The 24176-nt window shown below is 71.6% G+C and carries 19 protein-coding genes; 14 read left to right on the top strand and 5 right to left on the bottom strand.

Annotated elements, in window-relative coordinates; translation table 11 throughout:
* Positions 1-115: 115 nt before the first annotated feature.
* Positions 116-517, bottom strand: coding sequence for a type II toxin-antitoxin system VapC family toxin (locus WME90_RS01060; RefSeq protein ID WP_437279177.1), 402 nt, complete (start codon positions 515-517; stop codon positions 116-118).
* Positions 505-771 carry a hypothetical protein gene (locus tag WME90_RS01055; RefSeq protein WP_437279176.1) on the bottom strand — a complete coding sequence of 89 codons (267 nt, stop codon included), beginning with the start codon at positions 769-771 and terminating at the stop codon, positions 505-507. Before WME90_RS01055 ends, WME90_RS01060 begins: the two co-directional genes overlap by 13 nt.
* A gap of 448 nt (positions 772-1219) precedes the next feature.
* Here WME90_RS01055 and cobM point away from each other — a divergent pair, with 448 nt between their 5' ends.
* Genes cobM through WME90_RS01025 form a run of 6 tightly spaced genes read left to right on the top strand, consistent with a single transcriptional unit; the run spans position 1220 to position 7250 of the window.
* On the top strand, positions 1220-2014 hold the full coding sequence (cobM, locus tag WME90_RS01050; RefSeq protein ID WP_437279175.1) for a precorrin-4 C(11)-methyltransferase: 795 nt from the start codon (positions 1220-1222) through the stop codon (positions 2012-2014).
* Positions 2011-2583, top strand: coding sequence for a cob(I)yrinic acid a,c-diamide adenosyltransferase (gene cobO, locus WME90_RS01045; protein ID WP_437279174.1), 573 nt, complete (start codon positions 2011-2013; stop codon positions 2581-2583). The genes cobM and cobO overlap by 4 nt, the downstream gene beginning before the upstream one ends.
* The gene (locus tag WME90_RS01040; RefSeq protein ID WP_437279173.1) at positions 2583-4169 is read left to right on the top strand and encodes a cobyrinate a,c-diamide synthase; all 1587 of its coding nucleotides are present in this window, start codon (positions 2583-2585) and stop codon (positions 4167-4169) included. The genes cobO and WME90_RS01040 overlap by 1 nt, the downstream gene beginning before the upstream one ends.
* The gene (gene cobU / locus WME90_RS01035) at positions 4166-4756 is read left to right on the top strand and encodes a bifunctional adenosylcobinamide kinase/adenosylcobinamide-phosphate guanylyltransferase (protein ID WP_437279172.1); all 591 of its coding nucleotides are present in this window, start codon (positions 4166-4168) and stop codon (positions 4754-4756) included. The genes WME90_RS01040 and cobU overlap by 4 nt, the downstream gene beginning before the upstream one ends.
* Entirely contained in the window at positions 4753-5691 is a 939-nt protein-coding gene (cbiB, locus tag WME90_RS01030) for an adenosylcobinamide-phosphate synthase CbiB (protein WP_437279171.1), read from the top strand. The genes cobU and cbiB overlap by 4 nt, the downstream gene beginning before the upstream one ends.
* Positions 5688-7250: a cobyric acid synthase gene (locus WME90_RS01025; protein ID WP_437279170.1), complete on the top strand. Its 1563-nt coding sequence runs from the start codon at positions 5688-5690 to the stop codon at positions 7248-7250. Before cbiB ends, WME90_RS01025 begins: the two co-directional genes overlap by 4 nt.
* Before the next feature lie 86 nt (positions 7251-7336).
* Here the strand turns inward: WME90_RS01025 and WME90_RS01020 are convergent, their stop codons facing one another.
* The gene (locus WME90_RS01020) at positions 7337-8020 is read right to left on the bottom strand and encodes a hypothetical protein (RefSeq protein WP_437279169.1); all 684 of its coding nucleotides are present in this window, start codon (positions 8018-8020) and stop codon (positions 7337-7339) included.
* 366 nt (positions 8021-8386) lie between these two features.
* Between WME90_RS01020 and WME90_RS01015 the strand changes: the two genes are divergently transcribed.
* The 5 genes from WME90_RS01015 (at position 8387) to WME90_RS00995 (ending at position 20213) form a co-directional block, all read left to right on the top strand.
* Positions 8387-10570, top strand: a complete 2184-nt coding sequence (locus WME90_RS01015; RefSeq protein ID WP_437279168.1) for a DUF362 domain-containing protein — start codon at positions 8387-8389, stop codon at positions 10568-10570.
* 88 nt (positions 10571-10658) lie between these two features.
* Entirely contained in the window at positions 10659-11297 is a 639-nt protein-coding gene (locus tag WME90_RS01010; protein ID WP_437279167.1) for a regulatory protein RecX, read from the top strand.
* A gap of 117 nt (positions 11298-11414) precedes the next feature.
* Complete coding sequence (locus tag WME90_RS01005) at positions 11415-15341, top strand: ATP-binding protein (RefSeq protein WP_437279166.1); 3927 nt, start codon at positions 11415-11417, stop codon at positions 15339-15341.
* A 175-nt stretch (positions 15342-15516) separates the two neighbouring features.
* Positions 15517-16764 carry a radical SAM protein gene (locus WME90_RS01000; RefSeq protein ID WP_437279165.1) on the top strand — a complete coding sequence of 416 codons (1248 nt, stop codon included), beginning with the start codon at positions 15517-15519 and terminating at the stop codon, positions 16762-16764.
* A gap of 611 nt (positions 16765-17375) precedes the next feature.
* Entirely contained in the window at positions 17376-20213 is a 2838-nt protein-coding gene (locus WME90_RS00995) for a hypothetical protein (RefSeq protein ID WP_437279164.1), read from the top strand.
* Between the two features lie 55 nt (positions 20214-20268).
* Here WME90_RS00995 and WME90_RS00990 read toward each other — a convergent pair whose 3' ends face one another.
* A complete protein-coding gene (locus WME90_RS00990) occupies positions 20269-21222 on the bottom strand; it encodes a S1 family peptidase (RefSeq protein ID WP_437279163.1) in 954 nt (317 codons plus the stop codon).
* A gap of 386 nt (positions 21223-21608) precedes the next feature.
* Positions 21609-22061 (bottom strand): bifunctional diaminohydroxyphosphoribosylaminopyrimidine deaminase/5-amino-6-(5-phosphoribosylamino)uracil reductase RibD, encoded by a 453-nt coding sequence (gene ribD / locus WME90_RS00985; protein ID WP_437279162.1) that lies wholly within the window; start codon positions 22059-22061, stop codon positions 21609-21611.
* 473 nt (positions 22062-22534) lie between these two features.
* Here ribD and WME90_RS00980 point away from each other — a divergent pair, with 473 nt between their 5' ends.
* From WME90_RS00980 to WME90_RS00970, 3 genes are all read left to right on the top strand, one after another.
* Complete coding sequence (locus tag WME90_RS00980) at positions 22535-22954, top strand: hypothetical protein (RefSeq protein ID WP_437279161.1); 420 nt, start codon at positions 22535-22537, stop codon at positions 22952-22954.
* A gap of 218 nt (positions 22955-23172) precedes the next feature.
* Positions 23173-23634: a hypothetical protein gene (locus tag WME90_RS00975; protein WP_437279160.1), complete on the top strand. Its 462-nt coding sequence runs from the start codon at positions 23173-23175 to the stop codon at positions 23632-23634.
* 8 nt (positions 23635-23642) lie between these two features.
* Positions 23643-24086 (top strand): hypothetical protein, encoded by a 444-nt coding sequence (locus WME90_RS00970; RefSeq protein ID WP_437279159.1) that lies wholly within the window; start codon positions 23643-23645, stop codon positions 24084-24086.
* Positions 24087-24176: the final 90 nt, after the last annotated feature.

Raw genomic sequence — 24176 nt, 5'->3', positions numbered from 1 at the left:
GGGGTCCGGCGCGCCGGGCCCTGATCCAGAGCGCGCGCCGCGACAGCGCTGCGCTACAAAGAGGGCTCGCCGCCGGGAGAGCACTGACGAGGGCGTCTCCTAGGATACACCGCGCTCACCAGTGGAGTACCCTCAGTCCCGGTATTCGTGGGAAGCTGCGGTCATCTCGGGTTGCCACGTCATACCCCACTGCAAGCGCCGTCGCCGCAATCAAGAGGTCGTGCGCACCAACAGGGGCGCCTTTCGCCGCGAGCTCAGCGGAAAGGCGAGCGTGGACGCGCGCAACCACGAGATCAAACGGAATCAAAGACAGCTCGGCCAGCAACCGCTCGACGAACGCCTCTCGCCTGGCGCGTTGCGAAGCTTCCACCGCTCGGTGGACCCCGTGCAAGAGCTCCGATGCAGTGATCGTCGCGATGGCCACCGGTTCATCCCCGTGATCGCGAAGCACGCTATCGAGGTCCAGCTTCCCGCGCTCGGCCGCGATGAGTACGCTGGAGTCGATCAGCGCTCCCATGGGGTCTCCGGCAGCGTGGGCTGGTTCTTTGCGACCTCCTCGACGGCGTCGAGGTAAGCATCGTCCGGGCGCGGCGCGGTTTGCAGCAATCGAACGAGATCTCGAACCGTCCGCCGCGCAGGAACGACGGGCCCGATCCGGCAGATCGGTTCACCTTCGCGCTCGACGACAAACACGTCCCCATGCGAACGGACGCGTTCGATCACGTCCGGGAACGTCTGCGCGGCCTCAGCTGCGGAAATGTGCGACTCCATCAGGCTGATGGTACCTGGTCCGGTCCGTCTGACAACCCGCCAGGCGCTGCATCCGCGCAGCGATTGAGATTGTCAGTACACGCTTCGCGCGGTCCGAAGTCTCCTGACCATCCGAGATCTCCGAGCGCAAGAGAGAGCCACCAGGGACCACCGTCGCTCCCGATACGCTGAGAACACCGCCGAGACGCGCATGCCCCGCCTCCTCGCACTGCGGTTGCAGCTGCGGAGCGCATCCCCTCGCAGTCCCTCGCCTCACCGAGAGGCGCGACGCCGCCGGAGGCTCACGCGATCGGATCGGGATGATCCCGTGAGCCTCCGGCCGCGCCCGTCGGTCACCATCGTGGGGGCTCGACTGCGAACTCTAGCGCCCGCCTCGCGTTCGCTCTAGCTTCGCGCGCCCGCGGTCCCTTCCGGGATCGCCAGCGCACGAAGCAAGGAAAGAACCCCCATGCGCGTCTACATCATCGGCGCCGGCCCGGGCGATCCCGGGCTCATCACGGTCCGCGGCGCCGCGCTCGTCGCCCGCTGCCCGGTCGTCATGTACACGGGCTCGCTCGTCCCGCCCGAGATCGTGGCGTCCGCGCGGCCGGACGCCCGGGTCATCGACTCCTCCGGCATGACCCTCGACCAGATCGTGGAGGTCTTCGTCGAGGCCAGGGACGCGGGGCACGACGTCGCGCGCGTCCACACGGGCGATCCGGTCCTCTTCGGCTCGACCGCCGAGCAGATGCGCCGGATGGATGCGCTCGGGATCCCGTACGAGATCGTCCCCGGCGTCTCGTCCTTCACGGCGGCGGCCGCGGCGCTCGGGCGCGAGCTCACGCTGCCCGAGCTCTCGCAGACCGTGATCCTGACGCGCGCCGAGGGGCGCACGCCGGTGCCGCCGGCCGAGCGGCTCGAGGAGCTCGCGCGCCACCAGGCGACGCTCTGCCTATTCCTGAGCATCACCCTGCTCAAGGACGTGACCGCGGCGCTCATCCCGGCCTACGGCGCGGATTGCCCGGTCGCTGTCGTCCACAAGGCGAGCTGCCCCGATCAGAAGATCGTGAGAGGCACGCTCGCCGACATCCGGGAGAAGGTGCGGGCCGAGGGCATCAAGACCCAGTCGATGATCCTGGTCGGCCGGGTGCTCACGTCCACGGATTTCGCCGACTCGCGGCTCTATGATCCGGAGTTCAGCCACCGCTTTCGCAAGGCCGAGAAGAGGCTCCTCGTCCCTGGCACGACCGAGGAGGGCTCGTGAGCGCGGAGGAGAGCGCCGGGACGGGCGCGGCGGCCACCGCGGCGACCCCCGGTCGACGAGGGCTCGTCATCGTCTATACCGGCCACGGCAAGGGCAAGACGACGGCCGCGCTCGGCATGGTGTTCCGCGCGCTCGGCCGGGGCATGCGCGTCGCGGTCGTGCAGTTCATCAAGGGCAAGTGGAAGACGGGAGAGCGGCTGTTCGCCGAGGCGCTCCCCAACCTGACGTTCCTCGTGATGGGGCGCGGCTTCACCTGGGAGAGCGACGACCTCTCGCGGGACAAGGCGGCGGCGCGCGCGGCGTTCCAGGAGGCCGCGGCGCTCATCGCGGGCGGCGAGCAGGACATCGTGGTGCTCGACGAGATCACGTACGCGCTCCATTACGGCTTCGTCGCAGAGGACGAGCTGCTCGAGGCGCTGCGCGCGAGGCCCGCGCACGTGCACGTCGTGATCACCGGCAGGAACGCGCCCGACGCGCTCATCGCGCTGGCCGACCTGGTGACGGAGATGAAATCGGTGAAGCACCCGTTCGAGCAGGGGATGAAGGCCCAGCTCGGAGTCGACTTCTGATGTCCCGGGCCATCCCCCGGCTCGTCGTGGCCGGCACGGCGAGCGGCGTCGGCAAGACGACCGCCACGGTGGCGATCGCGCGCGCGCTCCGCGCCCGCGGCCTGCGGGTCGCGCTGTTCAAGTGCGGCCCCGACTACCTCGATCCGACGTACCACGCGCGCGCCGTGGCCGGGACGTCGCACAACCTCGACGGCTGGATGATGGGCCGGGACGCGGTGCTGTCGACGTTCGCGGAGGAGGCCGCGGGCGCCGACATCGCGCTCATCGAGGGGGTGATGGGGCTGTTCGACGGCGCGAGCCCCACGGGCGAGGAGGGCTCCACCGCCGAGATCGCGAAATGGCTCGAGGCGCCGGTCGCGCTCGTTGTCGACGCGTCCGGCATGGCCCGCAGCGTCGCGGCGCTCGTCCAGGGCTTCGCGGGCTTCGATCCTGCGCTCCGGGTCGCCGCGGTCGTGTGCAACCAGGTCGGCAGCCGCGGCCACCTCGACATCCTCCGGCAAGCGCAGGCGCAGGCGAACCGGTCGCTGCCGGTCCTCGGCGGCCTGCCGCGCGACGAGGCGCAGCGCTTCCCCGAGCGGCACCTCGGCCTGCGGACGGCCGACGAGGCGGCGCTCCCCGAGGAGCGCCTCGACCACTGGGGCGCTCAGGCCGAGGCGTGGATCGGGCTCGACGCGCTGCTCGAGATCGCGCGCGGGGCGCCGCCGTTGCCGTCGCCATCCGAGGCGACGACGGCGCCGGCCAGCGCTGCGGCCGCCGCCGGGGCGCAGCCGCACCGGGCGCGCATCGGCGTCGCGTTCGACGAGGCCTTCCACTTCTACTACGCCGACAACCTGCGCCGCCTCGAGGCCGCGGGGGCCGAGCTCGTGCGGTTCTCGCCGATCCGCGATGCGCGGCTGCCCGACGTCGACGCGCTCTACCTCGGCGGCGGCTACCCCGAGGTCCACGCGGAGCGCCTGGCCCAAAACGCCGCGCTGCGCGCCGAGATCCGCGCGTTCGCCGAGCGCGGTGGCCCGATCTACGCCGAGTGCGGCGGGCTCATGTACCTGACCGAGGCGATCCGCACGCTGGACGGGCGCGCTCACCCCATGGTCGGGCTGGTGCCCGCGGAGGCCGTGATGTGCGAGAAGCTGCAGGCGCTCGGCTACGTCGAGGTCGAGACGCAGGCGCGCACCCTCCTGGGCGGCGCGGGGCTCCGCTTCCGCGGGCACCAGTTCCGCTACTCCGAGCTCCGCCCGTCGCCGCGCGCGATGCCGGCGCCGGCCGAGCCGGCCGCGATGCCGGCGCCGGCCGAGCCGGCCGCGATGCCGGCGCCGGCCGAGCCGGCCGAGCCGGCCGAGCCGGCCGCGGTGCCTGCGCCGGCCGAGCCGCCGCCCGCGCAGGCGGCGTCGCCCCCCGAGCGAGCTCCCTTGCCGATCGAGCACGCCTACTCCGTGCGCCGCCGGCGCGGCGGCCAGGTCGCGCGCGAGGGGTACCGGGCGCAGAGCGTCCTCGCCTCGTACGTCCACGCGCACTGGGCGTCGAACCCGCTCGTCCCCGAGGGGCTCGTCGCGAGCGCCGCCGCGCACCGGAAGGAGCGCGCGCGATGAGCGGCCGGGACACGGCGCCGCGCCGGGTCGCCCTCATCGGCGGCGGCGTGCGCTCCGGAAAGAGCGCGTTCGCGCTCTCCCTCGCGCGCTCGCTCGGCGAGCGCCGCGCCTTCATCGCGACCGCCGAGGCGTTCGACGACGAGATGAGGGCGCGCATCGACGCGCACGTCCTCGAGCGAGGCGACGCGTTCGTCACCGTGGAGGAGCCGATCGCGCTCCCGGAGCGCATCGCCTCCCTCTCCGGCGTCGACGTCGTCGTCGTCGACTGCCTCACGCTCTGGCTGTCGAACCTGCTGCTCCGCGACGAGACCGAGGGCCGGGCGCTCGGTCCCATCGAGGAGCGCATCGAGGCGCTCGCCGCCGCCGTCGAGTCGGCGACGCCGCACGTCGTCCTCGTCTCGAACGAGGTCGGCATGGGCGTGGTCCCGGAGAGCCGGCTCGGCCGTGCGTTCCGCGACCTCTCGGGGCGCGCGCACCAGCGGCTCGGCCGCTCGGCCACCGAGCTCTACGTGGCCGTGATGGGCGCGATCCTGCGCCTGCGCCCCGGCCCGGTCGCGCTCGTCGGCGGCGGCGAGGACGCGCGATGACGGCCGCCGCCGCGCTGCTCGTCGCCGTCGCGCTCGACCTCGGCTTCGGCGAGCCCCCCGGCGCCATCCACCCCGTCGTGTGGATTGGCTCCGCGATCCAGGCCTTGAAGCGCGCCGCGCCCACCGGCGGCCGCGCCGCGGAGCTCCTCTTCGGCGCGCTCATGGCCCTCGCCGTCCCCTGCCTCTTCGCGGCGCTGGGCGCCGGCGTCGCGGCGCTGCTCGCCCCGCACCCCGTCCTCGCGCTCGCTTTGTCAGGTCTCTTGCTGAAGCCCACCTTCGCCCTCCGCGCGCTCCGCGACGCGGCGTTCGGCGTGCGCGACGCGCTCGCGGCGGACGATCTCCCCGCGGCTCGCGGCGCGCTGCGGAGCCTCTGCAGCCGCGACCCGTCCGAGCTCGACGAGCCCGCGCTCGTCGCCGCGTCGGTCGAGTCGGTCGCGGAGAACGCGTCGGACAGCTTCGTCGCGCCGCTCTTCTATTTCGCCCTCTTCGGGCTCCCGGGCGCGCTCTTCTACCGCGCGGTGAACACGCTCGACGCGATGGTGGGCTACCACGGCCGCTACGAGTACCTCGGCAAGGCGTCGGCGCGGCTCGACGACGCGCTGAACTTCGTGCCGGCGCGGCTCACCGCGCTCCTCCTGCTCACCGCCGGGTGGCTGCGCGGCGCCGACGCGCGCCGCGGCCTCGCCGTGCTCCGGCGCGACGGCGGCCGCACCGAGAGCCCGAACGCAGGCCGCCCCATGGCGGCGATGGCCGGGCTGCTCCGGGTCGAACTGGAGAAGCGCGGCCACTACCGCCTCGGCGACGCCGTCGATCCGCTCCGGAGGGGGCTCATCGACGAGGCCTGCCGGATCGTCGTGCTCGCGGCGCTGCTGTTCGCCGGGCTCACGGCGGCCCTGCTGGCGGCGGCTTCCTTTGGACAGGAGCTCTTCCGATGACGGCGCTCACGGTGATGGTGCAGGGGACGGCGTCCTCGGTCGGCAAGAGCCTGCTGTGCACGGCGCTCTGCCGCATCTTCCAGCGGCGGGGCCTCCGGGTCGCGCCGTTCAAGTCGCAGAACATGGCGCTGAACTCGTTCGCGACGCTGGACGGCGGCGAGATCGGCCGGGCCCAGGCGGTGCAGGCCGAGGCGGCGCGCGTCGCGCCGACCGTCGACATGAACCCCGTGCTGCTCAAGCCGGAGGGCGACTCGCGCTCTCAGGTGGTCGTCCTCGGCAAGCCGATCGGCAGCCTGCACGCGCGCGACTACTTCGCGTACCGGGGAGAGCTCAAGGACATCATCGCCCGCTCGCTCGGGCGGCTCCGCGAGGCGCACGACGTCGTCGTGATCGAGGGGGCGGGCAGCCCCGCGGAGATCAACCTGAAGGACCGCGACATCGTGAACATGCACGTCGCGCGCGTCGCCGACGCGCCGGTGCTCCTCGCCGGCGACATCGACCGAGGCGGCGTGTTCGCGGCGCTTGTCGGGACGATGGCGCTGCTCGAGCCCGACGAGCGCGCGCGCGTCGCCGCGTTCGTGATCAACAAGTTCCGCGGCGACCTCAAGCTGCTGGAGCCGGGGCTCGAGATGCTGACCGCGCGGACGGGCGTCCCGGTGCTCGGCGTGGTGCCTTATCTGAAGCAGCTGCGCATCGCCGACGAGGACTCGGTGTCGCTGGAGGGCCGGCGGCGGCGGGGGCCGGCGGGGCCGGGGCAGCTCGACATCGCGGTGGTCCGGCTGCCGCGGATATCGAATTACGACGACGTGGAGCCGCTGGAGCACGAGCCGGGCGTGATGGTGCGGTTCATCGAGCGGCCGGACGAGATCGCCAGCGCGGACCTCGTGGTGCTCCCTGGGACGAAGAGCACGATGGCCGATCTCGCGTGGCTGCGCGCGAGCGGACTCGCGGAGGCGGTCGCGGCGCGCGCCCGGCAGGGCGGCTGGACGCTCGGGATCTGCGGCGGCTGCCAGATGCTCGGCGGTGCGATCGAGGATCCGGAAGGCGTCGAGTCGGCCGAGCCATCGGCGCGGGGCCTCGGGCTGATCGAGGTGTGGACGCGGTTCGAGCGGACCAAGACGGTCGCGCAGGTGCGGGCGCGGCCCGCGGGCGCCTCGTTCCTGGGGGCGGCGGGCGCGGCGAGCGTGGGAGAGGCAGTGAGCGAGGGATCGGGAGAGCTGACCGGCTACGAGATCCACATGGGCCGTGTCGAGCGGGTGGGCGGCGCGGCCGCGGCGTTCGCGATCGGGTCGAGGGGCGGCAAGGCCGAGACAGCGCTCGACGGGGCCGTGTCGGCGGACGGCGCCGTGGTGGGAACGATGATCCACGGGATCTTCGACAACGACGGGCTCAGGCGGTCGCTCCTCGCGGCGTTGCGCGAGCGGAGGGGGCTCCCTCGGGCCGCGGGCGAGCCGGCGATACCGAGCCGGCACGAAGAGTACGACCGGCTCGCCACGGCGGTCGAGGCGAGCCTCGACCGGGCGCTGCTCGATCGCATCGTGGGGCTCGACCGGCGCTGAGCGGCGCCGGCGCGGCGGAGGGCTCTTCTCGATAGCTCACGAGCTCACGAGCTCACGAGCTCACGAGGTTTGCTGGGCGCCGCGGCTCACTCCTTCGTGAACCTCATGTAGTGCTTGAGGGGCCCCGCGGCATCCGCTCCCTCCGATACCGAGAAGCCTACCGTGAGCGAGGATCCCTGCGCGCAGAACGGGGTCTCCTCGGGCTCCGCGCCCTCGCCCTCGCCCTGGGCCCGGGTGGTCAAGATCGAGCCGGAGACCGACCAGGTGCCCGTCGTCGTCGACGTGCTCGGCGGGACGACAAACGTACACGCGCAGTCGACGCCCCGAGAGGCGCACTCCGCCGAGATGAAGGGCGACTCCTTCCCACCCACGGCCTCCTGCAACGTCTCATTGAGCTGCGCGCACGTGAACGTGGCGTCCTCGGCCATGAGGCACGCCGCAGGGTACACCACCCTGATCGGCCCTTGCTGCGTGGCGGTCGTGACATAGGTGTTATCGGCCCGGAACTCGGCGCGTCCGCCCACCACCATGCCGCTGATGTCGATCTCCGCGTCACACCCCTCGTTGAGTCCCTCGAACATCGAGGGATCGAGGCACGTCTCATCGATCGTCCACGTTCCTGTCGGATCGCCGCCGCACGCCGCGACCTCCCCGCAGGAGGCGCCTTCTTCACTGCCGTTTCCTTTATCCTCGATGCTGCCGCCGCACGCGGACAGCGCCAGAAGGGTCGTCACGAACAGGGCCGAGCCCACGCGAGAAATCGATTTCATCCTATCCTCCATGGAAACGAGACGGAACCCCCCAGGACCTGCCGTGGACGGCGCGGCAGGCATCATGGCGTGAGCGGAAGCGGAGCCCCGGATCACGCTGTCATGGCAGCGTGCCATCCGGGCAACAGGGGTCGAGGCGCGTCAGCAGTACGCACGCACCCGAGGGACGGTTCCATCCCACCTTGCACGTCGCCGGCTCCGAGCGGCGCCAGAGTGGGAGCAGGACTCGACGCTCGAGACGAGCGGCAATTTCCCCATCGGCAGGGCCACGCCCACGTTCATTCCGCATCCGTAGTGGAATACGTGAGCCGCATCAAAGTTCTTCCTTCTCGCCGCCTTCCTTTGGCCCCATCGTGCTCCGCGAGAATGGAGAAGAAACGGGCGATCCACGGACGCCGGGCGCGACGCTCTTCCTTCGCGATCGCGGCGCTCCCGGCGCTGGTCGCCGTCGTCGCGGGCTGCGGGGACCGGCCGCAACAGCCGGGCGGGCCGCCCAGCGACGGCGGGCCCGCCGCCGCGGCGCCGCCGCCCGACGCGGCGGCGTCCTCGCCGGCGCCCGCGCCGACAGCCTCTTCATTCGCCGCCGCCTCCGCGCACCCGGCCGTGCCGACCGCGGTGCCGAGCGCGTCGAGCGACGTTGTCGCGGGCGCGTCGCAGCGGTACGAGGCCGGCCCCTCGGTGATCGCGTCGGACAGCATCGATGGCGCCGCCCTCAGGAAGCGGCACGTCGAGCGCCTCAAGGCCGACGACTCACCCGTCACCGTGCTCCGCGGCCAGGGTCCCCTGGAGCTCGGCAAGCGCATCTGCGAGGCCGTGGTGCCGAGGCGCCCCGCGGCGACTCCCGTGCTCCTCAAGCCGAACATGTGCGGGTTCGACAGCGTGAAGGACCCGGCGAAGTCCAAGGGCGACGACGGCGTGACCGGCCGAATCACCCAGCCGGAGTTCGTTCGAGGCGTCGTCCAGTGCCTCAAGGCGCGCGGGCACACGAAGATCACGATCGCCGAGGGCTGCGGCCACTCGCACAAGTTCTGGAAGGACCTCGCGCAGCGGACCGGCTACGAGGCGATGGCCGCGGAGGAGGGCGCCGCGCTCGTCGCGATGGACGACGACGGGGTCTACGACGTCGCCGGCGACCGGCCCGGAAAGCCCCTCGCCATCCGCGGCATCCAGGCGACCCACGTCCCGACGCTGCTCATGCCGAAGGTGCTGGCGGAGCACCTCGACCACGGGCTCTTCCTGTCGCTCCCCCGGCTCAAGATGCACCGGTATGCGGTCATCTCCGCCGGCATCAAGGGCATGCAGGGCACGGTCATGCTGTCGGACAGCGCGCCGGCCTACAAGCAGAAGTGGAGGATGCACAGGGAGCTCAAGCAGTACCTGGACACGAAGGCCGCTGGTGAGGAGGATAGAGCGCTTTACCTCTCGTCGCTCCGCGTCTTCGCAGAGCGGATGGTCGACGTGCTCGAGATATCGGCGCCGGACGCGGTGCTCGGCGACGGCGCCCCGGCGATGGGCGGCGACGGCTTCCAGGTCCTCCACCCCACCGCCGAGATGGTGGCGATCGGCGGCACGAACCCGGCGCGGGTCGACCGCGTGGCGGCGGAGCTGCTCGGCGTGTGGAACAGCCCCGCGCTCGCGCGCGAGCTCGGCGGCCACCGGACATCGCCGCTCATCGACGCCGCGGCGAAGCGCTTCGGCCTGGATCTCAAGGCGACGGCGATCACGGGAGACGGGGCAGACCTCCTGAAGAGCCCGAGGCCCGTCCACTACAAGGCGATGGCGCCGTTCCGGCTCGACTGGGAGCCCGGACAGGCGCCCTTGCCCGGAGGGCCCGCGAAGGGGCTCGCTGCCGCGCCCACAGCCTCGCAGCCGGCGCCCGGGGGAGAACAGGGGGCAGAGCCGGGCGCAGGCCCCGCGAAGCCGGAGGCGCACGCGTCGCCGCTGCCGCCGGGCGAGGCGATCGCGCTCGACGGGAAGGCCGACGACGCGGCCTGGAGCCGCGCGAAGGCCGTGCAGTGGGACACCGACTATGCCGGCAAGCGCACCGGGGTCCCCACCAAGGCGCGCTTCCTCTGGTCGAAGGAGGGGCTCTATGCGCTCTTCGAGCTCTCGAGCGCCGGGCTCAACACGGATCGTTCGATGCCCGTCGGCGCGGAGCGGAAGGGTCTTTACAAAGAGGACTGTATCGAGCTCTTCCTGACGCCGTCCCCGGGCTCGCCAAAGCGATATTTCGAGGTGGAGATCGGGCCGTTCGGCCACTTCTTCGATATCGCGATCGACCGCGACGCGCGCCTGGAAGACACGGCGTGGTCGAGCGGAGCGACGATCGCGACGAGCCAGAGCGCGCCCCAGCGAACGGCCGTCATCGAGGCGCGGCTCGTGGCGCCGGGGATCGTCGAGGCGCTCGCCCCGGGCGCGCGGCTGCCCATGAACCTGTACCGGATGGAGGGAAAGGACCCGCGGCACTACCTCGCGTGGAGCCCGCCCCGCACGAGCAAGCCGAACTTCCATGTGCCCGAGGCGTTCGGCGTGCTCGTGCTCGATCCGTGAGGTGAGCCAGCAGGCCTGCCGCGGAGGAAAGCAAGCGAGGTGAGCAGGCGCTTGCGGCGCGCCCGGGGTGCGCCATCGTCCCTCGCGCATGCCGATCATCACGGGAATCGCCCCCTCGCCTGACAAGCCCGGCCACGTCGTCATCCTTGTGGATGGGGTCCCCTTCGCCACGGTGCCTGAAGAGGCCGCCGCGGGCCTTACCCCCGGCCAGGCCAGCCCCGGGGCCGCGGCCGAGCCGCTGGGAAAGGCCGGAGATGCCGCGCAGAAGACCTACGAGCGGGCGCTGCGGCTCCTGTCGTTCCAGGCGCGCTCGGCCAGGGAGCTCGAGAAGCGCCTGATCGAGAAGGGCGAGCCCAGGGAGCACGTGACGACCGCGATCGCGCGCCTCCTCTCGAGCGGGCTGCTCGACGACGCGCGCTTCGCGGAGGCCAAGGCGCGCTCCGGCATCGTCGGCAAGCCCCGGTCGCGCCGCAGGATCGAGCAGGACCTCGCACGCAAAGGCGTCTCGCGCGAGGTGGCGGACGCGGCCATCCGGCAGGTGATGGCCGACGAGGGAACCGACGAGTCCGCCGTGGCCGAGCGGGCGGCGCGCAAGAAGCTCCGATCGCTCTCGGGGCTCGCCCCGGAGGAGCAGCGGCAGAAGCTCTACGCTTTCCTCGCGCGGCAGGGTTATTCGCCCGACGTGGCGCGCCGGGCGATGCGCGCGGTGCTCGACGCGCCGCCGTGAGCGGCGGCGGCGACCTCGGCCGCGGCGCCTCCGCGGTGCGGCGGATCGCCCAAGCAACCAAAACACACTGATTTTCTGCCCTTCTCCGGCCACCCACCACACGCTACAAGAAGCCTCATGTCGCACGAGCTGGATGGCTCGCCGCCGGATCGCGCGGACGCTCACGGGGTCCTCGCCGGCGGCGGCGAGATGGGCGCGCGTATGCGCGCGATCGACTGGTCGAAGACGCCGCTCGGCCCGGTCTCGTCGTGGCCGCAGAGCCTCAAGACGTGCGTGCGCATCGTCCTGACCTCGCGCCAGCCGATGTTCGTCTGGTGGGGCGACTCGCTCATCAACCTCTACAACGACGCCTACAAGTCGATCGTCGGCGGCAAGCACCCCGAGGCGCTCGGACAGCCCGCGTCCGTCGTCTGGCGCGAGATCTGGGGCCAGGTCGGGCCGCGCGCCGCGTCGGCGATGCGCCGCGACGAGGGCACCTACGACGAGGCGCTCCTCCTCGTCATGGAGCGGAACGGCTATCAGGAGGAGACGTATTACACGTTCTCTTACAGCCCGGTGCCGAACGATCAGGGCGGCACGGGCGGGATCCTCTGCGCCAATACCGACGACACGCGACGGATCATCGGAGAGCGGCAGCTCTCGCTGCTCCGCGACCTCGCGGCGCGGACCGCGGACGCGCGCTCGTGGGAAGACGCGTGCGCGCGCAGCGCGAGCTCGCTCGCCACAAACGCGAAGGATCTCCCGTTCGCGCTCCTCTACGTCGTCGACCCGGACCGGCGACACGTGCAGCTCGCGGGCAGCACGGGGTTCGAGCGCGGTCACGCCGCGGCGCCGGAGACGATCGCGCTCACGGACGAGTCGCCGTGGCCGCTCGCCGCCGTGCTGCGCGAGCACGAGGCCTGCCGCATCGTCGAACTACCAACTCACCTCCGGGATCTCCCGACCGGCGCGTGGAAAAAGCCGCCGACGCGCGCCGCCGCGCTCGCGATCGCCCCTTCGGGCGAGACGGGGCGCGCCGGGGTCCTGATCGTCGGGCTGAATCCATTCCGCCTGTTCGACGACGATTACCGCGGCTTCCTCCACCTCGTCGCCGGCCAGATCTCGGCCAGCATCGCGAACGCGCAGGCCTACGAGGAGGAGAAGCGGCGGGCCGAGGCCCTCGCCGAGCTCGATCGCGCGAAGACCACCTTCTTCAGCAACGTGAGCCACGAGTTCCGCACGCCGCTCACGCTGATGCTCGGGCCGATCGAGGACGCCCTCGCGTCGGCGACGCGGAGCCTGTCGGGCGCCGATCTCGATACCGCGCACCGCAACGCGGTCCGGCTCCTCAAGCTGGTCAACGCGCTGCTCGACTTCTCGCGCATCGAGGCGGGCCGGCTCCAGGCGTCCTACGAGCCGACCGATCTCTCCGCGCTCACCGCGGACCTCGCGAGCGCCTTCCGCTCCGCGATGGAGCGCGCGGGGCTCGCGTTCGAGGTGGATTGCCCGCCGATGCCCGAGCCCATCCACGTCGATCACGACATGTGGGAGAAGATCGTGCTCAATCTCCTCTCGAACGCGCTCAAGTTCACGTTCGAGGGGACGGTCTCGATCTCGCTCCGCGCGCACGGCGATCGCGTCGACCTCACCGTGCGGGACACGGGGACGGGCATCCCGGATCGCGAGCTCTCGCACCTGTTCAAGCGGTTCCATCGCGTCCAGGGCGCGCGCTCCCGCACCTACGAGGGATCCGGGATCGGGCTCGCGCTCGTCCACGAGCTCGTCCGCCTCCACGGCGGGACCATCCACGTCGCGAGCGAGCTCTCCGTGGGGACGTCGTTCACGGTCTCCCTGCCTCGCGGGGCCGCGCACCTGCCGAAGGACCGCGTGAACGCCGCGCGGACGCAGGCGTCGACGATGACGGGCGCGGCGCCTTATGTGCAGGAGGCGCTCCGCTGGCTGCCCGGCGCGGAGGGCGGCTCGCTCCCCGGCACCGCGGGCGGCTCGCTCCCCGGCACCGCGGGCGGCTCGCCCCCCGGCGCAGAGGGCAATAACGGCGTCGCGCGCGTCGCCCCGGCGGCGCCGACATCGCCCGCGGACGCGGCGCTCGACAGCGGCCTCGCGGCGCGCGTCCTCCTCGCGGACGACAACGCCGACATGCGCGAGTACGTCGGGCGTGTGTTGCGCGAGCGCTGGACGGTCGAGGCTGTCGCCGACGGCGTCGAGGCGCTCGCGTCCGCGCGCCTCCGCCCGCCGGATCTCGTGCTCACCGACGTGATGATGCCGAACCTCGACGGCTTCGGCCTGCTCCGCGCGCTGCGCGACGACGAGCGCACGAGGGGCGTCCCGGTCGTCATGCTCTCCGCGCGCGCCGGGGAGGAGTCGCGCGTCGAGGGGCTCGAGGCGGGCGCGGACGATTACCTCCCCAAGCCGTTCTCTGCGCGAGAGCTCGTCGCCCGGGTCGCCACGCACATCCAGCTCGCCCGCCTGCGGACGGCGGCCGAGCGCGAGCGCGAGCGGCTGTACGACCTCTTCATGCAGGCGCCGGTCCCCATCGCGGTGTTCGCCGGCCCCGAGCACCGCTACGAGGTCGCGAACCCGCCGTACTGCGAGATGGTCGGCCGGCCGGACCTCGCCGGGAAGAGCGTGCGCGAGGCGTTCCCGGAGCTCGGAGAGCACGAGGCGATCGCGATGCTGGACCGCGCGCTCACGACGGGCCGGCCGGTGCGCGTGACGGAGCTGAACATCCCTGTCCGGCGCGGAGACACGGTGAGCGAGGCCGTCTTCAACTACGTCGCTCAGCCCATCCGCGCCCCCTCGGGCGCCGTCACGGGTGTCATGGTCGTCGCCTTCGAGATCACCGAGCAGGTGCTCGCGCGGCGCCGCATCGAGCAGCTGAGCCAGCACCGAGAGGAGCTCATCGCTGCGCTCGCGAAGACGAACAAGGATCTCGACCAGTTCGCCTACGTCGCCTCGCACGACCTCAAGGCGCCTCTCCGGGGGATCGCGAACCTGTCGGCGTGGATCGAGGAGTCGCTGGAAGGGAAGCTGAGCGACGAGACGCAAGAGCACATCCACCTCCTGCGCGGGCGTGTGCGCCGGCTCGAGGCGCTCATCGACGGGATCCTCCATTACTCGCGGGCAGGGCGCCTGCGCGGCGACATGGTCAGCGTCGACACCGGCCAGCTGCTGGCGGAGGTCGTCGAGCTGCTCTCGCCGCCCGAGGGCGCCCGGGTCGAGATCGCGCCCGGGATGCCGACGATCATCGCGGAGCGCGTCCCGATGCAGCAGGTGTTCCAGAACCTCATCAGCAACGCCCTGAAGCACGCGCGCCGCAGCGACGCGCGCGTCGAGGTGACGTGCGCTGACGCCGGGGCGTACCTCGAGTTCGCCGTGAAGGACAACGGGCCCGGCATCGCGCCCGAGTACCACGAGCGCATCTGGGAGCTCTTTCATACGCTCGAGTCGCGCGACAAGGTGGAAGGCACCGGCATAGGGCTCTCGGTCGTGAAGAAGATCGTGCAGAGCCGCGGAGGGAGCGTGTCCGTCTCGTCGCGTCCCGGCGCAGGAGCGACGTTCATCGTGCGCTGGCCCAAGCGGGTGAAGGACGAGGTTGACGCAGGCGCCGCGACCGTCGACGGTGCGGGCATGCATGCGCGCCGAGAGTCGTTGGAGCCGTGGCTTCGGAGCTTCGTCGCCGAGAACGGGGGTATCGCCGGCACGGTGCACCTCGTCGAGGGCGATGCGCTCGCGCTGGCCGCCGCCGTGAACATCCCGGAGAAGGTGCAGGAGATCACGCGCCGCGTCCCGCGCGGCAAAGGCATGGCCGGGCTCGCCTGGGAGCGCGACCAGCCGGTGCAGACCTGCAACCTGCAGACGGACACGTCCGGCGACGTGCGGCCTGGGGCCAAGGCGGTCGCGGCGCAGGCCGCGGTGGCCCTGCCGGTGCGTGACACCTCGGCGAGCGTGCGCGCCGTCGTGGGGATCGCGTTCGCCGGTGAGCGCGAGCTCGGTCAGAACGAGCTCGACAAGCTCGCGCAAGGCGCAGGCGCGCTGCCGGCCTGACACGCGCGCCCTCGCCCGGGTCGCTCCCTCCGCGCGCCGCCGCGCCGCCACACCACCCCGCCATACGCCATCGCGCGCCGCCTCGCCGTGGGCTGCCGCGCCGCAGCGCCGTGGGCTGGCGCGCTGCAAGCCCCTTGTCTTTCGCGGCCGCGATGCTAGCGATGCCCGCTCTCCCATGGAGATGAACGGCCGCAGCGCCCCGAAAGCCGCGATCGACGATCCGCGCGATCCGCGCGATCCGCTCGATGCGCGCGATCCGGGCGCCCGACCGCACGTCCGCGTGGAGGACCTCGTGCGCGGCGCCGGGAATGACCCGGCGTGCGAGCGCGCGACAGCCGGGCCCGGCGACGGCGGCGCCGCGGGCGAGCCCCTCACGGCGAAGCTCGCCCGCCGCACCGTGCCCGGCGCGCTCTACGAGCGCGGCCCGGAGGAGGGGTATCTCCGGTGCACCGCGTGCGCGCACCGCTGCGTCCTCTCGCCGGGTCGCGCGGGCGCGTGCGGGATCCGCTTCGAGAAGGACGGCGAGCTGCGCGTCCCGTTCGGCTACGTCGCGCGCCATTACGTGCGCTCGGTCGAGACGAACACGATCTTCCATGTGCGCCCCGGCGCGAGGTCCCTCACCTTCGGGATGTTCGGGTGCGACCTGCGCTGTCCTTATTGCCAGAACTGGAAGGTCTCCCAGGCCCTCCGCGAGCCGGAGGGCGACGGCGAGCCCATCGACATCAGCGCCGCGGATCTCGTCGAGCTGGCCGTCACGGCGGGCTGCGGGGTGCTCGCGAGCGCGTACAACGAGCCGATGATCACGGCCGAGTGGGCGCACGCCGTCTTCGCCGAGGCGCATCGGCGAGGGCTCGTCACGGCGCTCATCTCGGACGGCAACACGACGCCCGAGGCGCTCGCGTACATGCGCCCGGTCGCGGACGTGTTCCGCGTCGACCTGAAGGGGTGGAGCGCCGATCACTACCGGACGCTCGGCGGCCGCGTGGAGCCGGTGCTCGCGGCGATCGGCGAGGCCCGGCGCCTCGGCTACTGGGTCGAGGTCGTGACGCTCGTCGTCCCCGGCTTCAACGACGAGGCGGCCGGCCTCCGCACCCTCGGCGCCGAGATCGCCAGGGTCGATCCCGACATTCCCTGGCACCTCAACGCCTTCTATCCGCGTTACAAGATGAGCGATCGCATGACGACCGACCCGGCGTTCCTCGTGGACGTGGCCGGCGTCGCCTACGCGCGCGGCATGAAGTACGTTTACGTCAGCAACGTGGCCGACCGCGTGCGTGAGCTCTCACACACCCGCTGCCCCACCTGTTACGAGGTCGTGGTGCGGCGGTTCAACTACGAGACGCAGGAGGTCCTCCTCTCCGGCGGCGCGTGCCCCTCGTGCGGAACGCGCGTGCCCGGCCTGTGGGGACCGGCAGCTCCGTAACGCCGCGCAGCCGGGGTGGTGGGCTACTTTGGTCGAAGGTGGGGTCCTTCGAGCCGCCAAGCGCGCCGAGGACGCCGACGAAAACGCAAAAGTCTTGGCGTCTTGTGGCCTCTTGGCGGCTCCCTCATTCCGGCAGGGTGGGGTGAGCACCCCACCACGCATCGCCACCCGGGCGTGTTGTCGAGAGGCTTCTAATTCATTCCATCGGACGCCCTGTCCGGTGATCCGCGCACACAGGAACAACCATGTTGTGTCCCGACCGAACTCCTCCCCGCTCGCCCAAACATCGCTGACCGCCTAGCCCCCCGGGCCGGCTGAAACGGGCTCCGTCCGCTGCTCGGACTGGCCTGCTGGCCGGCCAGTCGATTGGCCGGCCAGCAGGCCACTTCAGCCGACCAGCCCCGCCACGGAGGCTCCAACAAGAAGGTTTGCAACGAGCGCCGCGCTCCGCGGCCCCGGGGTCGCCGCGAGCCCTCGTGGGGCGGTGTGCGCATTTCAACATTGAAACACAAACGCTCTTTCCTGGATCCCCAAAGAGCATGTCTGTGTTAGTTGTTCGATGATCCCCCGACCCCGTTCGCTCCCTGAAGTCGCTTTTTCGAGGAGGTCCCATGAAGTCACCGTCCGCCCTGCGAAGGGTCGCCGCCGGCCTTTTGTCCGCAGCGACGTCCTCTCTTGTCCTCGCGGCCAGCGCGCCCGCCCTTGCCGAGTCGTCTTACACGCTCTTCGAGAGCGGGCAGGTGCGCCCGCTCGCGCTCTCTCCGAGCGGAAATCTGCTGTTCGCGCTCAACACCCCGGATGGCCGCCTCGAGGTCTTCCGCGTACACCACGGGGCGCTGGTCCACCGGAGCTCGATCCCTGTCGGGCTGGATCCGGTCGCCGTGGCGGCGCGGAGCGACACCGAGGTGTGGGTCGTGAACCACCTGTCCGACAGCGTCAGCGTCGTCGAGCTGTCCTCCGGCGGATACGGCGGCCGCGTCGAGCGCACGCTCCTCGTGGGCGACGAGCCGCGAGACATCGTGTTTGCCGGCCCCGGGCGGCGCCGCGCCTTCATCACGACAGCGCACCGCGGTCAGAACAACCCGAACGATCCGCTGCTCACCACGCCGGGGGTGGGCCGTGCCGACGTCTGGGTGTTCGACGCGAACCACCTGGGCTCGTCGCTCGGCGGCGCGCCCCTCGCGATCCTCACCCTCTTCACCGACACGCCGCGCGCGCTCGCCGCCACGCCCGACGGGGCGCGCGTCTACGCCGCCGGCTTCCACTCGGGCAACCGGAGCACCGTCGTGACCGAGCTGCTCGTGCCCGACGGCGGCGCGGCGAACGGCGGCTCGCCGGGCCCGATGACCAACGCGTTCGGCGATCCGGCGCCCGAGGTCAGCCTCATCGTGAAGTTCGACGGCGCGCACTGGGTCGACGAGCTCGGCCGCACCTGGGACCAGAAGGTGCGGCTCTCGCTGCCCGACAAGGACGTGTTCGCCATCGACGCGATGGCCAACCCTCCGAGGCCGGTCGCCGGGCCCAGGGGGTATTTCGCCGGCGTCGGGACGATCCTCTTCAACATGGTCGTCAACCCGGTGAACGGAAAGGTCTACGTCTCCAACACCGACGCGCGGAACGAGCAGCGGTTCGAGGGTCCCGGCCTCTTCGCCGGGCACAGCCTGCAGGGCCACCTCCACGAGAGCCGGATCACGGTGCTCCGCCCCGGCAACGCCCCGCAGCGCGTCGCCCCGCGGCACCTCAACAAGCACATCGACTATTCGGCCTGCTGCGCCCCGACGCCGAACGCCGAGAGCGAGGCGAGCCTGGCCCAGCCGGTCGACATGGCCGTCACGAGCGACGGCGCGACGCTCTACGTGGCCGCGCTCGGCTCGAGCAAGGTCGGCGTGCTCAGCACGGCCGCGCTCGAGGGCGACACGTTCGTGCCCGACGCGGCCGACCACATCGAGGTGAGCGGCGGCGGCCCGTCGGGGCTCGCGCTGGACGAGCGGCGAGACCAGCTGTTCGTGCTGACCCGCTTCGACAACTCCATCTCGATCGTCGACACCGCGACCCGGGCCGAGATCGCGCACATCGCGATGTACAACCCGGAGCCGCCGAGCATCACGCTCGGGCGGAGCTTCCTCTACGACGCTCGCTCGAGCTCGGCGCACGGCGACTCATCGTGCGCCAGCTGCCATATCTTCGGCGACTTCGACAGCCTCGGGTGGGATCTCGGCAATCCGGACGAGCCGGTCACGACCAACCCGGGCCCGTTCGTCGGCCCGGTGCTCAACCTCTTCACGCAGCAGCCGATGCCCCGGGAGTTCCACCCGATGAAGGGCCCGACCACGACCCAGAGCCTGCGTGGCATGGCCAACCACGGGCCTATGCACTGGCGCGGCGATCGCACGGGCGGCAACGACGCGGAGACCGCGCAGCCCGACAGCGGCACGTTCGACGAGCGCGCCGCGTTCATGAAGTTCCAGGCCGGCTTCACCGACCTCCTCGGCCGGAGCGGCCCGATCCCGGACGCCTCCATGGAGGTGTTCGCGGACTTCATCCTTCAGGTGACGTATCCGCCCAACCCGATCCGCCGCCTGGACAACGCGCTCACGCCGAGCCAGCAGGCCGGGCGCGACACCTTCCTGAGCGGCAACCTGGACGGCACCGCCATCTGCAATGGCTGTCACGTCCTCGACCCGGACGGCAATCCCGGCGTCGACAAGCCGGGCTTCTTCGGAACGAACGGCAACATGACGTTCGATTTCCAGCCGCAGCTCATCAAGACGCCGCACCTGCGCAACATGTACCAGAAGGTCGGGATGTTCGGGATGGCCGCCCCGCTGTTCGGCATCCTGCCTGGCGACAACGATCACAAGGGAGATCAGGTGCGGGGATTCGGCTTCCTGCACGACGGGAGCTTCGACACGCTGTTCCGGTTCTTCCGCGGGATGGGCTTCTCGCCGTTCACCGGCTTCACCAACGAGTTCGGCACCTTCCCTGACAACCCGAACGGCCTGCCGGACTCGCCGGCGGGCGACGTCGTCCGCCGGCAGCTCGAGTCGTACCTGCTCGCCTTCGACTCGAACGTCGCGCCGATCGTCGGCCAGCAGGTGACGATCACGCCCGGCAACCAGGCTGCCGCCGCTCCGCGCATCGATCTCCTGATCGCCAGGGCGGACGCGGGCGAGTGCGACCTCGTCGCGAAGAGCCACCTGATCTTGCAGGAGATCGGCTTTCTTCACACCGGAGCAGGGCAGTTCGTCGCCGACCGGACGGCGCTGCCGCCGATCCCGGACGCGGCGCTCCGCCAGATCGCCCTCGCGACAGGGCGGCCCCTCACCTACACGTGTACGCCCCCGGGCTCGGGCTACCGCGTCGGCATCGATCGCGACGAGGACGGCTTCCTCGACGGCGACGAGCGGAGCGCCGGCAGCGACCCGGCCGACCCGGCCGACACGCCCTGAGCTCCGTCGCGCGGCGCGGGGCGCGGCCGGCGCCCGCGGACCTTCACCTGTCCAATCACCGCACCTGCGCGCCGGCGCGGAGAGCGCAGTCCGGATCGACCGGGGACACGCAGGCGAGCGCGCACACCCCATCTGCGCCGCAGTGGAGATCGGCGCAATCGGGGTCGATGACCTCGGGCCCGACATCACACGACGCCTCGCAGAGGCCGTCCGCGCGGCACGGGTTGTCCGCTTCGAACTCGTCGATCGTCGGCTGGATGAAGCGAGATATCTGGTCGAGATCGGTGCGCGCCTGCACCCCGTCCAGGGTGCAGGGATCGTCGCCAAACGAGGTCACGCCGGCGTGGCGCTCGACGCCCCCCCGCACGAGGAAAGCCGGGCCTCCGGAGTCGCCGGCGCAGGTGTTCATGTCGGGGACCTGGTAATAGAACTGGGTCGCGTCGATCGTCCCCGGCGTCCCGCCGACCTGGGCCGGGCCGACCGCCACGATGGGGAACGTCACGGCGCGGCGCATGCCGAACCCCGTCCCCGCGACCCCGTCGGAGACCCCGTAACCGACGAAGGTGTAGTCGGGCCCGATGTACCCGCTGGTGTTCTCCATCGATTCGCGCAGGAGCGGCGCGGGCTGCACGGGCGCGTCGCTCTCCAGCCGGAGGAGGGTAAGGTCGTTCTCGAGGGTCGCGGGATCGAAGGCTGGGTGCCTCCTCGACGTCTCGACCCTCACGCTCTCCGACCGCCGCCCGAGGGTCGGGCCGAAAAAGACGCGGGTGAGCGCGCCGTAGCAGTGTCCCGCCGTGACCACGGTGCGCCGCGAGATGACGGTCCCGCTGCAGTACGCCCGGTTCCGGCTGCCCACGCCCACGACATAGGCATGCGTCGTGTCCGCGGCGCCTCCGACGATGCGCTGTCGGGACGTGAGCAATGGTTGCTCGCCTTCGCCCCCGGGAGACGCGTCCGCGCAGCCGAGCCCGCCAAGGCACAGAATCACGATCGGGATGGCATTCTTCATACTGCAACCTTTCCGTCCAGAAATGATGTCTAGAGCGGCCGATTGCGGAGGCGCCCACGGCTCGGTGCCGCTCGGATCCGCGGGCGAGCGGAGGGCATAACAAGCGTGGTGCCAGCGCCGTGCTCGGCGAGCGCGCGCGCATCGGCCTCAGGGCGCAGCGAGAGTCCTGGAATCGCGCGCGAGCGCGGGGATTTCGTCGGGTCGATCACCGCTGGAGGGACGGCGCGGACGTTCGCTCTGTTCCGGAAGAGGGCATGACGCCGCGGTCCGGCCCTCGCGCTGTCTCCAGGGGAGAGCGCGGGCGCCGCGGCGAGTCAGGACACCGGCGTCGCCCGGAGTCAGGACGCCGGCGTCGCCCGGAGTCAGGACGCCGGCGTCGCCCGGAGTCAGGACGCCGGCGTCGCCCGGGCCGGCAGGGCGAGACGCGCGGCCGTGCTGGCGATGTAAGCGCGGTTGAGCTCGCGGCACGCGGGCTCGTGGACGCCGACCACCACCTCGATTCCGGCGCTCTCCAGGAGGGCCGCGCCCTTTCCGGAGACGCGGGGGTCCGGATCGATCATGCCGATCACGACGCGCCGGATACCGGCGCGGAGGAGGGCGTCCGTGCACGGGGGCGTCCGGCCGTGGTGGCAGCACGGCTCGAGGTTGACGTAGAGCGTGGCGCCCTCGGCGCGGCCGCCGAGCTTGCGGAGCGCGTCGACCTCGGCGTGGGCGAGCCCGGCGCGCTCGTGGAACCCCTCGGCGAGGAGCTCCTCGCCCCGTACGACGACCGCGCCGACCATCGGGTTCGGCGCGGTGCTCCCCGCGGCGAGCGCCGCGAGCTCGAGGCAGCGCTCCATCCAGCGAACGTCGCTATCGTTCATGCCGGCCCCGGGGCACGGCGGTCCAGCAACGGGCGGAGAGCCTGCCCGGCCGCAACATCGCACAGCATCACCCCGCCAGTATAGCGGAGGACCGCGCGCGGGGCAGCGGCCGTGAGCGCGATCGCCCGCTCGCCGATCGTCCATCCGCGCGCCGCGCCCTGGGCTGGCCTCGGCCCCCCCAGCGGGCGTCGCCGCGGGTCTGGCCCGAGCGCACGCTCTCGCGGATCGAGAGCGCCATGGTGGGCGTCATGATCGCGCGCGGCCTCGATGTGTCGCTCGTCGGCCGGGGGCGGCACGTGAAGGAGCTCCTCGGGGGGCACGATCAAGCGTGAACGGCTGGTCGTCCGGTCCATCGCCCGGCGCCGACGACGCCCCGTCGAGCCTCGTTCCGGGGCAATTCCGGGTAAGATCCCACCGGGAAAGACGCCCTGAGCCGATCGAGACAAGACGTGCCTATCTCCTTCAAATCCGCACAACTGCGCTACCTCCTGGTCCTCGGTGTCGCCGTCGTCTCCTTTGCGCTCGGATGGTCTCTCAGGCCATCCGTCCGCGTCGCGGGCTTTCCGGAGATAGGCGAGCTGCGACCGTTCACGAAGCGGGGCTGCACCAAGGTGGGAGAGCCCTTGTCGGAGCTCGATGCGTTCTCGGAGGCCTCGCTCCGCTACTCGCCCGGCGACAGCGCACGGCTCCAGGTGGTGGTCTTCCGCCGCACGGGCCCGGACGCGGAGCTGTTGCAGGTCACCTCGGGTGAATACGATGACGAGTTCGACGCCAGCGGGGAGGTGTTCAACCTGCGCTGGGATGCCGCCAAGGGTTGGCAGGTCGACGACTGTCACGTGGTCGCCAGGTACTGGCCTGGAAGGCCCTGAGTCGGGCGTGGAGCTCGTTCCCCCGAGCCGACTGGACGTCTCACGCTGCCGACAACGATTTCCACACGACTGGCGCCCCCTGCGGGCAAGTGCTTGTCCTTCCCCGCTACATTACGTACTGCGCTCGATTCTCGCAGCGCAAACCGCGGCTCGCTGATCCACCCTTTCGCGCCGAACACGGCTGGACATGCCGCGATGTTCGTTAGAGTCGCGCGCCAATGCACAACCGCTCCGACCAGTTCACCAAGAGCTTGCTGCGGGACGGGCTGAGCCTCGTCTCGGCGGCCGAGACCGAGGTCGAGGTGCTGGCGGCGACACAGAAGATCGATGTCTACAGCGTGCCTGATCCCGCGCGGGAGTCCGAGCGCACCGCCATGGGCCTGCTCGGCGAGCTCTCGGCGGAGCCGAGCCTGTTCGAGCCGTTCCACGGCACGCCGAGCCTTCGTCAGGTCCGGCAGTGCCTGCGCAAGCAGCTCACGTGGCACCACGAGCTCGAACGCCGCGCCCGCTCTGCAGCCCGCTCCGTTCACCGGAGGAGGACATCGACGCGCCACCGCAGCCGGCGGTGGCCTTCCCTGCGCTGGTCGTCCTCAGCCCGGGGCGTCCTGAAATGGCGCTCGACGCCTACCGGTGCGAGCCGGTGCAGGCGGGCGTCTACCACGCCGTGCCGGGGCTTGTGATGCGCGTGGTGGTGCTCGCGGAGCTGCCCAGGACGCGCGCGACGCTGCTGCTGCGGCTGCTCGGCTCAGGGCGCCGCTTTCGCGAGGCGGTGGCGGATCTGGCGGCGTTGCCCCGCGATGCCTGGGAGAAGAGCGTCGCCGTGCCGCTGCTGTTACACTTCGGGCTCGACCAACAGGAGCCCACAGCCAACGAGGAGGACGAGGTGAGCGCAGCGATCCGGGCTTGGTTCGAGGAGTACACGCAGCAGCTCCGCGACGAGGGGCGGAACGAGGGGCGCGCCGAGGAAGCGGCGCGTGCCGTGCTGACCGCGCTCCGGGTTCGCGGCATCGCCGTGCCGGACATCCTGCGCAAGCGTATCTTGATCGAGAAGGATCCTGAGATCCTGGAGCGGTGGCTTGAGCGGGCCATCGTCGCCGCATCTATCGCCGACGTGCTCCCGGATCTGAGCTGAGCGATGCCAGCCAGCGGCGGACTGCCCAGCTCCTAGTCACGTTGCCCCCCTCAGGGCCGTCACCCTCTCCATCGGCCTCCGCCGCCTCCC

The organism is Sorangium sp. So ce375, assembly GCF_051473855.1.
Taxonomy (GTDB): Bacteria; Myxococcota_A; Polyangia; order Polyangiales; family Polyangiaceae; genus Sorangium.
This window is presented reverse-complemented; position numbering and strand designations above follow the sequence as displayed.